Origin of the sequence: Fulverythrobacter ferritrahens (genome assembly GCF_020539485.1) — a bacterium.
GTDB lineage: Bacteria > Pseudomonadota > Alphaproteobacteria > Sphingomonadales > Sphingomonadaceae > Andeanibacterium > Andeanibacterium ferritrahens.
Genome location: NZ_JACDXU010000002.1, coordinates 251374 through 264363 on the forward strand (window position 1 = coordinate 251374; position 12990 = coordinate 264363).

General features: G+C 61.9%; 10 protein-coding genes. 5 read left to right on the forward strand and 5 right to left on the reverse strand.

Annotated features, from left to right (window positions below):
- Positions 1 to 5: 5 nt before the first annotated feature.
- The 4 genes from H0274_RS09410 to H0274_RS09425 form a co-directional block, all read right to left on the reverse strand.
- A complete protein-coding gene (locus tag H0274_RS09410; protein ID WP_226794936.1) occupies positions 6 to 992 on the reverse strand; it encodes a hypothetical protein in 987 nt (328 codons plus the stop codon).
- 105 nt (positions 993 to 1097) lie between these two features.
- On the reverse strand, positions 1098 to 2387 hold the full coding sequence (locus tag H0274_RS09415) for an amidohydrolase family protein (RefSeq protein WP_226794938.1): 1290 nt from the start codon (positions 2385 to 2387) through the stop codon (positions 1098 to 1100).
- On the reverse strand, positions 2384 to 3781 hold the full coding sequence (locus tag H0274_RS09420) for an amidohydrolase (RefSeq protein WP_226795695.1): 1398 nt from the start codon (positions 3779 to 3781) through the stop codon (positions 2384 to 2386). The genes H0274_RS09415 and H0274_RS09420 overlap by 4 nt, the downstream gene beginning before the upstream one ends.
- 20 nt (positions 3782 to 3801) lie before the next feature.
- Positions 3802 to 5373 (reverse strand): peptide MFS transporter, encoded by a 1572-nt coding sequence (locus H0274_RS09425; RefSeq protein ID WP_226794941.1) that lies wholly within the window; start codon positions 5371 to 5373, stop codon positions 3802 to 3804.
- A 200-nt stretch (positions 5374 to 5573) separates the two neighbouring features.
- On the opposite strand from H0274_RS09425, the gene H0274_RS09430 reads away from it, so the two are divergent.
- Positions 5574 to 5915 carry a GntR family transcriptional regulator gene (locus tag H0274_RS09430; protein WP_226795696.1) on the forward strand — a complete coding sequence of 114 codons (342 nt, stop codon included), beginning with the start codon at positions 5574 to 5576 and terminating at the stop codon, positions 5913 to 5915.
- Positions 5916 to 6038: 123 nt separating this feature from the next.
- A complete protein-coding gene (locus H0274_RS09435; RefSeq protein WP_226794944.1) occupies positions 6039 to 6317 on the forward strand; it encodes an integration host factor subunit beta in 279 nt (92 codons plus the stop codon).
- Positions 6318 to 6723: 406 nt separating this feature from the next.
- On the opposite strand, the gene H0274_RS09440 is transcribed toward H0274_RS09435, so the two are convergent.
- Positions 6724 to 9303, reverse strand: a complete 2580-nt coding sequence (locus H0274_RS09440) for a TonB-dependent receptor (RefSeq protein WP_226794946.1) — start codon at positions 9301 to 9303, stop codon at positions 6724 to 6726.
- 405 nt (positions 9304 to 9708) lie between these two features.
- On the opposite strand from H0274_RS09440, the gene H0274_RS09445 reads away from it, so the two are divergent.
- The 3 genes from H0274_RS09445 to H0274_RS09455 are packed head-to-tail and all read left to right on the forward strand — an operon-like array spanning position 9709 to position 12990.
- Positions 9709 to 10995, forward strand: coding sequence for an MFS transporter (locus H0274_RS09445; RefSeq protein WP_226794948.1), 1287 nt, complete (start codon positions 9709 to 9711; stop codon positions 10993 to 10995).
- Positions 10988 to 12205, forward strand: a complete 1218-nt coding sequence (locus H0274_RS09450) for an FAD-dependent monooxygenase (protein WP_226794951.1) — start codon at positions 10988 to 10990, stop codon at positions 12203 to 12205. The genes H0274_RS09445 and H0274_RS09450 overlap by 8 nt, the downstream gene beginning before the upstream one ends.
- Complete coding sequence (locus H0274_RS09455; protein WP_226794954.1) at positions 12202 to 12990, forward strand: alpha/beta fold hydrolase; 789 nt, start codon at positions 12202 to 12204, stop codon at positions 12988 to 12990. The genes H0274_RS09450 and H0274_RS09455 overlap by 4 nt, the downstream gene beginning before the upstream one ends.

Sequence of the window (12990 nt, forward strand, 5' to 3'; positions counted from 1 at the left end):
TTACATCAGCTGTAGTTACGGCCACCCTGGCTTCTGGAGAATTTCCGGACGAGAGATTTGCCCAGTTCCCGCATGGGTTCCGGGGCGTTGGCGATGATTTGCTGCTTGAGCGACAGCTTCACACCCTTGTGAAGGCCACTGCCCACCATTGAGCGAATGTCCATTTCTTCCCACTGGGCCTGGGGAAGCTTCACCTTCTCGTACCACAGATTGCCGTATAGCTGCGTGCGCTGCCCCTGAAGATGGTCATAGTCAGCTTTGACGCCATGCATCGTGGAATCGGACGGGGAGAAAATGACGATCGAATTGTTCTGGGTCTGCGTGGACACGGTTTCGCACCAGTCCCAGGGGACCCAGCCCCGATCGATATCCGGATTGCCCTCCCAGAACGCACGCACATATTCATAGCCGGGCTTGAAGCGCAGATATTGCGTATGATGCTCCAGTTCTTCCGACCTTTCATGGGCGTTAATATTGACCATAAAGGTTGCTGCTTTACGCCGAATATCGGGATGCGGGCTGATTTCGTAGCCGTCCAGATACTTCTGGATGCCCGAATCGACCACGCATCGTTCGAACGGAATATCGAAGCGACGCGCCATTGCGCGATTGAACGCGTCCCCTTCGATGAAGGCTTTCAGTTCAAGTAATATGTCGGATTTCGGCTCGTTCAGGCGCAGCGTCATCCCGAAGCCTTCGCATGCCGAATGCTTGTTCTGAGTATCCTTTCCGGACCTGCGCCATTCAAGATAGGCGTTCTTGTCCGTAACCGCGCCGGGGAAAGGTATCGCGCGATAACCGATGTCGAAAAGTTGGTCGAGCATCTGAGAATCGTCCTTTGCAGGAGCGACCTTGATCTCAGAGCTACTAATAATCTCGGCGAAATCTTCCTTCGAAAAGAAATCGTTAATCAAGATGTGAGGGAAAGGATCTTCTGTAAATGGCGCTTCGTCAATCTTTTCGATCAGATAATCGAATCTGTTGTTACCCATTTCTGCCCCCTGAAAGTTACGACGGCAGCCCCCGCTATCGTCGCTGAAGAATTAACGCTGCCGGCGGATATGCGTTAACCTTTGAGGCTATGCAACGGGGTTGAGCTACCATTCGTAAGCTTTGGGTAAGGCTCCTTCCTGGGGTGTCCGATAGCGGTCTCGCAGCTTGGTCTGGTGGCTTTCCAGCGGCTGTTCCACCCCATCCACGAAGACGCGCATCGGGGCGGAGCTGAGCTCCAGCGGATCGCCATTCCAGATCACCACATCGCCCGTCGCTCCAGCCTTGAGCACGCCCATGCCAGGCATGCCGCTGATCTCGGCCGGGACGGAGCTGATCGCCGCGAAGGCTGCGCCCCAGCTCAGTCCGCTGGCGCCGGGCAGCTTCGTCAGCGCAACCAGATTGCCTGCCTGCTGCGGGGCATAACGCGGCTGGTTCATGTCGAAGAAGCGGCCGATGGCTACTTTCACCCCGGCAGCATGCATCCGCCCGACGTTGGACTGGGTCGCCGCCAGCTGCTCGAACTGGGCGGGCAGGTCGTTCAGCGCATTGGCGATCACTGGCACTTTCGCCGCCGCGATTTCCTTGGCCACCATCCAGCCTTCGCTTGCCCCGGCCAGGACGAGATCGAGCTTCGGGAAATCCTGCCGCAGTTTCAGCACTGCCAGAATATCGGCCGCGCGCTCCACATGGACGTAAAGTGGCTGGCGGCCTTCCACTACCGGGATCAGCGCGGCGGCATCGGGCCGGTTGAGCAATGCATCGTCATTCCGGCCGTTGCGCCCGGCCAGATCCTGCGCTTCGGCAAGGGCATTGCGGAAGGTGACATAGGCCGCCGTCCGGCTGCCCCCGGCCAGCGCCCCGCCACCTTCGCCCAGTTCGACATATTGGAAAGCGCGCGGCTTCACCAGTGCTTCGCTGTCGGAGCCAAGGTCGATTACCGCGCCCTGCCCGGCGAAGATCGCATTGCCTGAACGTGGAAAGACGCTGGCCCGCGTCACCCCGCCCGCGCGGCTGACCTTGATGTTCTGCGCCAGCGGGTTGACCACCGGGGAAATGTCCAGCGCGGCGCTAAATATGGCTTTGTCGGCGCTGACATCGCGGCTTTGCTCCACCGCATCGACATCGTACAGGCCAAGATCGGTGAGGGCGGAGAACAGGCCGGGCGTCACCCATTTACCAGTGCCGTCAATCTGTTCCACGCCCTGCGGCACGGCAATGCCCTTGCCGACAGCCACCACCTTGCCACCGCGTACCACCAATGTGGCATCGTCGATCGGCTCGCTTCCGTCACCCAATGCGACGGTGGCATGGGTGATGGCGAAATCCTGTGCGGCGGCGGGCGCGGAGAGAGCGAGCGCGGCTGCGGCGGCAAGGAGAGCGGGAAGGCGCGTCATTTCACGTCTCCTTCACCGGGCTGGCCCAGCTCGAAATCGCTCACCGGGCGGCGCTGGGGATCGAGCGCATCGAACATCAGCGCGCCATCGATCCAGACCTTTTCCGGCCGTGAATAGACCGACAGCGGATTGCCGTTCCACAGCACTACATCGGCCATCTTGCCTGTCTCAAGGCTGCCGGTGACCTTGTCGATGCCCATGGCCTTGGCCGGGTTGAGCGTGAACCAGCCGACCACCTGCGCATCGGGAAGGTCGATGCCGATCCGCTTGCCCGCAGCCTGGGCCTTGGCGGCTTCCTGATTGAGGCGCTGGATGCCGTTCTCGTCATCCGAATGGATGATGACGCAGGCCCCCGCCTGCTGAATCAGCGCGGCATTTTCCGGGATCGCGTCATAGGCTTCCATCTTGAAACCGTACCAATCGGCCCAGACCGCGGAACAGACATTGGCCTGACGCAGAAGATCGGCGATCTTGTAGCTTTCCACGGCGTGGTGGAAGGCCGTGACCTTATAGCCCATCTCCTTGGCCATATCGAGGACAAGGGCCATTTCATCCGCGCGATAGCAGTGGTTCTGGACGAGAATTTCGCCATCGAGAACACCAGCAAGGGTTTCCATCGCAAGGTCACGTTCCTTGCGGTCACCCGCCGCATATTTCTTCGCCTCGAACCAGGTCTTCCGGTTGACCGCGAAATTCCCCATCCGCGTCATCGGCGAACGGCCCTGCCCGCCATAGACGCGCTTGGGATTTTCGCCGCAGGCCATCTTGAGGCTGTAGGGCGCGCCCGGAAACTTCATGCCCTGCACCGTGCGGCTGTGCACGTTCTTGAGCGTGACGGAGCGGCCGCCCATCAGATTGCCCGAACCGGGCAGGATCTGCAGCGCAGTAACCCCGCCATTGGCCAATGCGCGCGTGAAACCGGGGTCCTGCGGCCAGACGCTGTGTTCCGCCCAGACCTGCGGAGTGGCCGGATCGGTCATCTCGTTGCCGTCCTCATGGGAGGCGACCGAAGGGGTGGGATAATCGCCAAGATGGGAGTGAATGTCGATCACGCCGGGGGTGACGAATTTGCCCGTCCCGTCGATGCGGGAATAGCCTTCTGGAATGGCGAGCGAGGCATTGCCTACCGCGACAACCTTGCCGTCCGAGAAGAGCACCGTGCCCTTGTCGATCCGGCCGCCTTTGCCGTCAAACACCGTGGCGCCCACCAGCGCAGTCGGCGCGCCGGGATAGGCTTGATAGGTGGAGGGATAGGGCTGATCTTTCACCTCGGACTTGCTGGCGGTGGTCGCTGCGGGCGGGGCGCCGGCGCTTTTGACCCCGCCTGTTTCCGCGCTGCAGCCGGCCAGGGCCAGTGCCCCGGCCAGAACTGTGCCGATTGCCCTATTGCGCATCGTCATGCCCCGGCTCCGTCTCAGTTGGGCTTCGTTGCAGGGTGAATGCCCGCCGCTTCCGCTTCGCCCGCTTCCGCCTTGCCCGGCAGATCGTCGCCGATTTGGTCGTCGCTCAGCGTGTCGAGATGCATCAGCTTCTTCACCAGCGGGCTGACGATCAGCACGCCGAAGCCCACAGCAACCGCGATCCAGCCGATCTGGCTGTAAACGTCGAGAACAACCTGCTGACCTGCGCCTTCGCCGCTGGCTCGTTCCGAACCCGTGGCTGCTGCGATCAGCCCGGCGGCGAAATTACCGGTGGCTGATGCAAAGAACCAGGTGCCCATGATGAGGCTGGCCATATGGGCCGGAGCAAGCCGGTTCATGGCCGAAAGCCCGACCGGAGAGAGGCACAGCTCGCCCGTGGTGTGGAGCAGGTAGATCAGGAAGATGAACAGCACCGCCGTCTTGGCGCCGTCTCCGCCCAGTGCCGCGCCCGCCACCAGCACCAGGAAGCCCGCTCCGAGCTGGATCATGGCGAGGCCGAACTTGGCGGGAGTGGAGGGCTCCAGCTTGTGGCGGCCCAGCCAGGTCCACAGGGCGGCGAAAAGCGGGCCGAGCAGCACGATGTAAATCGCGTTGATCGACTGGAACATCGATGCCGGTACGCCCGAGCGGTCTACATAGCGGTCCGTATAGAGGTTGAGGCTGGAGCCGGCCTGTTCGAATAGTGCCCAGAACAGGATCGAGCCGATGATCAGGAACATGGCCGCAAAAATCCGGTCGCGCTCATGCGGGGTGAGCTTGATCACGGCGGTGAGCAGGACATAGCCGACCAGGATCGCACCGGCGATCATCAGCAGCCAGCCGACAAGATCCTGATACTGAATGAGGAACCAGATCACCGCGACCGAGGCTACGCCGATGGCGTAGATCGACCATTCGCGCGGCTTGGCCAGAGGCGCGGGCGGCTCGCCCCGGCCCAGCAGCAGCGGCTTGAACACAGTGAACACGATCAGGCCCAGCAGCATGCCGACGCCCGCCGCGCCAAAGCCGTAGCTCCAGCCATAGGTCTGGCCCAGATAGCCACACAGCAGCGAGCCGAGCGCGGCGCCCAGATTGATGCCGACATAGAAGATCGTATAGGCGCCATCGCGTCGCACGTCGGTGCGGGGATAGAGTTGGCCCACGATTACCGAGATATTGGCCTTCAGGAAGCCCGAGCCCACGATGATGAAGGACAGCGCCAGCCAGAAGATGCTGAGGCTGGTCGCATCCTGCCCGCCGTCCCCTTCGAAGCCCATCAGGAAGTGGCCGAAGGTCAGCAATACTGCGCCATAGGCCACGGCCTTGCGCTGACCCAGATAGCGGTCGGCCAGATAGCCACCCAGCACGGGGGTGATGTAGACCAGCGCCGTATAGGCACCGTAGATTACGCCGGATTGGCTATCCGAGAAGAGCCAGTGCTGCGTCAGGTAGAAGATCAGGAGGGCGCGCATCCCGTAATAGGAAAAGCGTTCCCACATCTCGGCGAAGAACAGGACGAAAAGCCCTTTCGGATGCCCCAGGAAGGTTCCGTGGGCATCTCCGCTTTCCGCATATTGGCTGGCCATTGGCGCTTGGTCCCCATGTATCATGCGTCTGCCGGGCAATCCCGGTCTGGCGAATGGGGTACCCTACTCGAAAAGGCGGGCTTGTGAAGCAGGCTTGTTGCATTCGTAACCGAATTGCGACCGGTTGGCTGCTTGACGTGCCGCGCTGTATTATGGCACTGATGCACCTTGCGCTTTGCAGCGAATTCCAGGGACAGACCATGTCGCAAGCCACTCGGCCCGTTTACCTGAAACTGCGCGACCTGATCGCCGCGGCGATCATGGATGGGCGTTATGCGGAAGGGGAGATGCTGCCCTCGGTCCGCGCTTTTGCGGCTGAACAGCACGCCAACCCGCTCACCGTGGCCAAGGCTTATCAACAGTTCCAGGTCGATGGACTGGTCGAAGTGCAGCGCGGAGTGGGAATGTTCGTGGTGCGCGGCGCGGCGGAAAAGCTCCGCCGGGCTGAACGCGAACTGTTCCTTGCGCAGGAATGGCCGGAAATCCGCGCCCGGATGCGGCGGCTGGGCCTGGCTGTCACGGATTTGCTGAGCGAGGTGTGACCGGGACTTGTCCCGATCATGTCCATTGGTGCATTCCTTTGACCTAGCGCATTGCACTTGCGCCCTGCCTCTGGCAATTTTGCTTCTTGGCGCATCAGGCGCCATGCCCGAGGGGGTGCAACGATGATCAGATCTGAATTGCTGCAGGTGCTGGCCAAGGACAATTCCGAGCTGCGCGCTGACGAGATCGAGCAGGTCGTCGATATTTTCTTCGACGAAATCGCCCAGAGACTGGCCGAAGGCGGCCGTGTGGAATTACGCGGCTTCGGCGCGTTCTCGACGCGCCAACGCGAAGCTCGCACCGGGCGCAATCCGCGCAGCGGGGAAGCGGTGACCGTGCCGTCCAAGCGTGTGCCCTATTTCAAGCCGGGCAAGGAAATCCGCGAGCGCCTTAACAAATAAGGGCTTCCGGCTTTTCCAAGCCGCTTCATGATGCATGAAAATGGGTCGGGCTGCCTTTGGTGGCCCGTTTCGCGTGGCTATTGGCCCGCCGATCAGCCTGACATCCGGACGGAAAAGGCGATTGTAGCGCTTGCAAACGCAAATGTGGTGAGCCCATCGCTAGCTCCTATCGTCATGCTGAACCTGGTTCAGCATCCATCTCTACCTACAAGCAGCAGGCCGATCAGGAGAATAGGCCCTGAACCAAGTTCAGGGTGACGATTGTGGAAGCATTATCGATCACCTCTCGCATCGCGTTTGCAAGCGCTACAATCGCGAAAGGAAAAGGGCCGCCAAAGAAAAAGGGCGCGGACCCTTTCGGATCCGCGCCCATCAGTCTGACGTCCCCGTTTACCGGGGATCGTGATCAGAAGTTGCGGCGAACCGTGACCGCCCAGGTGCGCGGCAGGGCCGGGACACCGGTGACCAGGCCAAGCGATGCCGTCACATCGCTCTTGCTCAGATAATAAAACTTATCGAACAGGTTCTGGACTTCCAGCGACACGCGCCAGTCGGAATCGGCGGTGGTGTAGCTCAGGCGTGCATTGCCCAGGAACACGCCATCGACGCGGCTGGCTTCGCTGTTCGATGCTTCAGTGAAGGTATCCGACTGATAGGAACCGTCGAAGCGGGCGCTTACGGTGGCGCCGTTCTTCAGTTCGTGGTCGTACTGGATGCCGAAGCTGTAGGTCCATTCCGGCGTATAGGGCGTAACTTCATCCCCGGTCAGACCGGCCGCGGCCACCGAAGCTGCATCGTACTTGAAGTTGATGTAGCTCAGCGAACCGTCGAACGACAGGCCATCCACCGGATAGGCCGACATTTCCAGCTCGAAGCCCTTCACATCGGCCTTGCCGACATTGTTGGGCTGGAGACAGGGAACCGACGGACAGGCCGACAGCGTCAGGATGATGTCGTTATACTTGTTGATGAAGCCGGCGGCGTTCAGGCGCAGGCGACGGTCGAAGAAATCGCTCTTGAAGCCGATTTCATAGGTCGTGAGGGTTTCAGGATTGAAGGCCTTGAGCTGGTTACACGCTGCGGGGGCCACATAGCCCGGCGCATCGCATTCGCCTGCCGAAGGGCCGAAGAACGGACGCGGGTTGACGCCGCCGCTCTTGTAGCCGGTCGAAACCGAAGCATAGGCCAGGAACTGATCGGAGAAGCGATAGTCCGTCACGATGCGCCAATCCCAGCGATCCCCCTTAAACGTGTCGGAGATGCCATAGAGGCCGGACAGGAGGCAGTTCGGCGTGTTGCCGATGCCGGTCGGGCCTGCCGTCGGTGCGCCCTGGAAGAATTCGCAGATCGGCAGTGCAGGCAGGTCCGCCGGGGTCCAGTCCTCGAAGGGAATCGAACCGTCGGGATTGCTGCGGTAATAGGTGTAGGTCTTCTCGTCCTTCGAATAACGCAGGCCGCCCGTGATGCTCCACGCATCGGTCGGGTGCAGCGTGCCGTTGAAGAACACCGCCTTCGACGTGCTCGGCGTGGTATCCGGGCCGTGGATGAAGTCGATGCCGGCATAATTCAGGTCGACGCGGGCAGTGTAATTGCCGTTCTGGTCGAAGTAGAACCCGCCCAGCGTATATTCCAGCAGCCCGTCGCCCAATGCGCCGTTCAGGCGGAGTTCCTGGCTCCAGGCGCGATGGTGCATCTCGTTATCGAGCTGCGCGACCGGCACGGGGGTGGCGTCCTGATCCTGGCCCCAGCGCGATTCATATTCACGCCACGAGCTGATCCACACCAGCTGGAGGTTGTCGCTGATATCCAGCGAGACATTGCCGTGCACGCCCCAGCCGATGAAGTCCTGGTTCTGTTTTGCGGCATAGGGCTTGTAGGGCGCCTGCGAAGTGTTCGCCATGCCGTCCATGAAGTTGGCGTAGCTGATGAACCGCGGATCGACTCCCAGGGCGGAGGCATTCAGCGTGTCACAGCTGTTCACCCCATAGGGCACGAAGTGGCAGTCCACCGGAACCGGGAGGCCATTGACGCCCGGCAACCACGCACCGCCATTCGCATTGGTGGCGGGGTTCGGGATTTTCGGATCGAACGGATGCGGATTGCTGGATGTCGGGCCGGGCAGGCCGGCGGCGAGCACCACAGTGGGGGCCGGTTCGGAGTGATCCGAGGTGTAGTCGGCCGAGACGTTGACTTCCAGCGTGTCGGTCGGGGTCCAGCGCAGGGCTACCTTGCCGGCGACATAGGACTGGCCGCCCTGGGTGCCGACGATGGCATTGGCGCCGCGGGCGTTTGAGGAAGGTACGTTCGAGCCGGGATGGGTGCGGCCGTAATCCAGCAGGTCCACATAACCGTCACGGCTCTTGGCGACACCGGAGACGCGGGCGGAGAGGTTCTCGGCCACCTTGAAATCGGCCATGCCGCGAATGTCGAGGCGGTTATAGGAACCGTAGGTCACCTGCAGCGAGCCCGAGCCATCGCCCTTGGGCTTCTGGCTGAACAGCTTGATCGCGCCACCGATGGAGTTCTTGCCGGCCAGCGTGCCCTGCGGGCCGCGCAGGATTTCTATCCGGTCGAGATCCATCAGGTCGAGCAGCGAGCTGGACAGGGTGGGGATGTATACGTCATCGACATAGACGCCCACGCCCGGATCGAGCGCATAGTTGAAGTCGGTCTGGCCGACACCGCGGATGAAGGCGATGAGGCCCGCGCCGCCATTCTGCGGCTGCGGCTTCAGGGTCACGTTCGGTGCCTGGGCCGCTACCTGCGCAATATCGGTCTGGCCGCGTGCTTCGAGCATTTCCGAATTGACCGCCGTGATCGCGATCGGCGTATCCTGAAGTTTGGCTTCGCGGAATTCGGCGGTAACGACGATTTCGGTGTTGCGGCCTCCCGTGTCGCCGCTACCTTCGTCCTGTGCATATGCCGGCGCGGCCAGGCTGGCCATGACGGCCAGCGAAGACACGACGCCCATAGTCCTGAGCTTCATGTAAACATCCTCCCATACCGGGACCAGCATGGCCCCGAATACTCACCAAGTTATCAGTCGCGAAAACAGGCTATTGTCGCTGACCCGCGAAAGATTCCTTCGAGGAGGTTTCACTAACGGCGCATTCAAGGCGCTCAATTTCCTCCCCATGGCAATGAAGTAACTCTGTTCATAGGCTGCGCAAAGAGCCCACAGCGCAAGCTACATGCTGAAAGCGAACTTGATGTCACTCTGAGGCAACAGTGGCCTGTGTCCGGAATACCGCTGGAATTTGACAAAGTCCGAACTGGCCACTTCGCTCGCGAACAAGACGCCTCCCCTGGAAGGGGGTAATCCCCGGGCAGGGGAAAACCCCGGCCGGGAGAGGGCGAATATGAGAAAATGCTTTTATAAGAGGCGCCTATGGTGAGCCTGACCCAGGCGGAGGTGGCGCCTTCCGCACAGCCCGCCGGGGCAGGGCATTCGGCTGGCTATGAGCTGCGCGTGTTGCTTCTGCTCGGCCTGGCGTTTGGTTTTGCCTATTTCGACCGCATGGCGATGACATTCCTCGGCCCCTTCGTGATCGAGGATCTATCGCTTTCCAACACTGAAGTCGGGGCGCTGGGCGCAGGTCTTTCGGTCACCTGGGCACTGGGCGCCTATTTCGTCGGGCGCTGGTCCGACAGTATCGGCGCGCGCAAACCTTTCCTGCTCGCGGCGCTGGTGGTTTTCTCCTTCTGTTCGGTGATGTCCGGTCTTGCGTGGAATTTCGGCACCCTTTTCGCCACGCGCGTGGTCATGGGCGCGGCGGAAGGGCTGTTCCTGCCGATCTGCCTGGCGATCATGGCGGCGGCCTCTGCCGAAGGGCGCAAGGGCCTGAATGCCGGGGTGGTGCAGAACGTCTTCGGATCGCTGCTGGGCACGGCAGTGGCGCCCATCGTGCTGGTCTGGCTGGCGGAAGCCTATGGTTGGCGTGTGGCGTTCTATCTGGCGGGCGTGCCGGGGTTGATCCTCGCACTGCTGATCTGGCGCTTCATCGCCGAGCCGCCCCGCGCACCGGCTGCGCCGGCAGGCCCGGCCCGCGATGCCGCGCTCTCGCCCTGGCACATGCTGGCGCAGCGCAACGTGTTGCTTTGCTCGATCCTCAGCTGTTTCGCGGTCGGTTCGGCAGTAGTCGGCTCCATCTTCATGCCACTTTATCTCGATGGGCCGCGGGGAATCGATCCCACTACCTGGAAATGGATGATGGCCGTGGTCGGCCTCTGTCCGGGCGTTGGCGCCCTGGTGCTGGCGGCCCTCTCGGACCGGATCGGGCGCAAGCCGCCGATGATCGTGGGCGCCGCGATGATGACATTGCCGCCGCTGGCCCTGCTGCTTGTGCCCGCCACGCCGCCATTCCTGACCGCGCTGATGTTTCTTGGCTGGATGGGCATGGGGATATTCCCGCTCTTCATGGGAGTCGTTCCGGCCGAAACGCTGGGCAAGGCACGCGCGGCGACAGCGATGGGCCTGGTCGTGGGCATCGGGGAACTGACCGGGGGCGTGCTGGGCCCTCTGGTAGCCGGGCAACTGGCGGATAATTACACCCTCGATGTCGCGATGTGGCTGCAGGCCGGGCTGGCCGCCGCGGGCGTGCTTACCGCTCTGCTGCTCACCGAAACCAATCCGCGCGTCCTTGCCCGCCGGGCGCAGACGGGGGCGGCCCATGCCTGAAAAGCAGAATGTAATCATCGTCGGCGCAGGCCCGGTCGGCTTCCTCACCGCGCTGGGCCTTGCCCGGCAGGGGATCGAGGTCACCATTCTGGATGCCGAACGGCAGGTGAACACTTCGCCGCGCGCGGCCGTCTATTATCACACCACGCTTTCGATCCTGAACAAGCTGGGCGTGGCGGATGATGCCCATGCGATCGGCCTGCCCAGCACCGAATTCCGGATGCACTGGCTCGCCACCGGGGAAATGATGAGCTCCGACATGCGGGAGACGCTGGAGCCCGGGCAGGAATATGATCACAACCTCCATTTCGGGCAGCACATCCTGGCCGAGCTGGTGATGAAGCATCTCGCGCGCCTGCCGCATACGCAGGTGCTGTGGGGTCACAAGGTCACGGCCATGGACCAGCAGGCGGACGGCGTGACGCTGACCGTGGAGGTTGAGGATGGTGTAAAACAGATGGCCGCCCATTGGGTGATCGGCACCGATGGCGCCCGTTCCACCATGCGGCGGTTGATGGGGCTGGAGTTTGAGGGCTTCACCTGGCCCGACCGCTTCGTTGCGACCAATATCGAATATCCGTTTCTGGAGAACGGGTTCTGCAATGCCAATATGGTGGTCGATCCCGTCAACTGGGCAGTCGTCGGCAGGCTGGGGCGCGAGAATCTGTGGCGCCTGACCTATGGCGAGGATGCCCAGCTGGATGAGGCATCCATCCTCGAACGGCTGCCGGAACGCTTCGCCGCGATCCTGCCTGATCCCTCTATCCCCTACAGGATCGACAATTTCTCGCCCTATCGTGTGCATCAGCGCAGCGCCCCGACTTACCGGGTGGGCCGCGCCCTGCTGGCGGGCGATGCGGCCCATGCCTGCAATCCCTGTGGCGGATTGGGGCTGACCGGCGGCGTGCTGGATGCCGATGCGCTGAGCGATGCGCTGGGCGCAGTGATCCATGGCAAGGTGGTTGACGGCGTGCTCGATTTCTATTCGCGGGAACGCCGCCGGGTGTTCCTGGAGGTAGCTTCTCCCCTGTCTTCCAATTTCAAGCGCTTGCTTTCGGAGAGCGATCCGGTGCAGCGGGCGAAAGATAAGCAGGACATGCTGGCGGAAGGGGAAAAGGGCGGCGCTGAAATCCGCGCTTCCTCGCTCGCCGAGCTGATGAAGGGCCAGCCGATGCCGGTTCCCGCGCCTACTATACAGGAAGACGCATGAGCGAGTTTGCCTACAGCACCGAAGGGTTCCAACGCACCGTCTATCGCATCGACGGGGTTGAGAGCGTTGTCTACGAAATCGGCGAAGGGGCACCCTGCGTCTATTTCCATGGCGGCGGAACCTATCACGGCTTTGAATGGGCAAGCGATTTTGCCGATTCCTTCCGTATGATCCTGCCGATCCACCCCAATTTCGGAGAAAGCGACGATGCCGATTTCAACGGCGTGGCCGATTATGTGATGCATTATGAAATGCTGTTCGCCGCATTGGGATTGGAGACATTCCATCTGATGGGCGCGTCCATGGGTGGGCATTTCGCCGCGCGTTATGCCGGTGAACATTGGGAAGAAATCGACAAACTCGTGCTGGTTTCCCCTGCCGGGCTGAAGAGCGACAAGGCCGCGATTCCCGATTTCTCCCAAATCCCGCCGGAGGAACTGCCGGGCTGGTTCGTGGAAAGGCGCGAGTGGCTGGAGCCGTACTGGCCGACGCAGCCCGGCCCGGAATGGCTCGCCCTGCGCCAGCGCGAAGGAGCGGCGGCCTTCCGCACGCGGGATGACGTGTCGGTCTCGGACGCGAAGCTGCGCGAAACGCTGAAGGGTTTTGACCGGCCGGTGCTGTTGCTGTGGGGCGGGGATGACCGGATCGTGCCGCCCGGCTTCATTCCTGAATGGCAGAGCCTGCTGCCCGATGCGGAAGTGGTGCTGATCCCCGGCGGGGCGCATCTGCTGCTCGACGAGAACATGGCCGCGCGCAAGGCGGCGAAGGATTTCCTGCTGGGATGA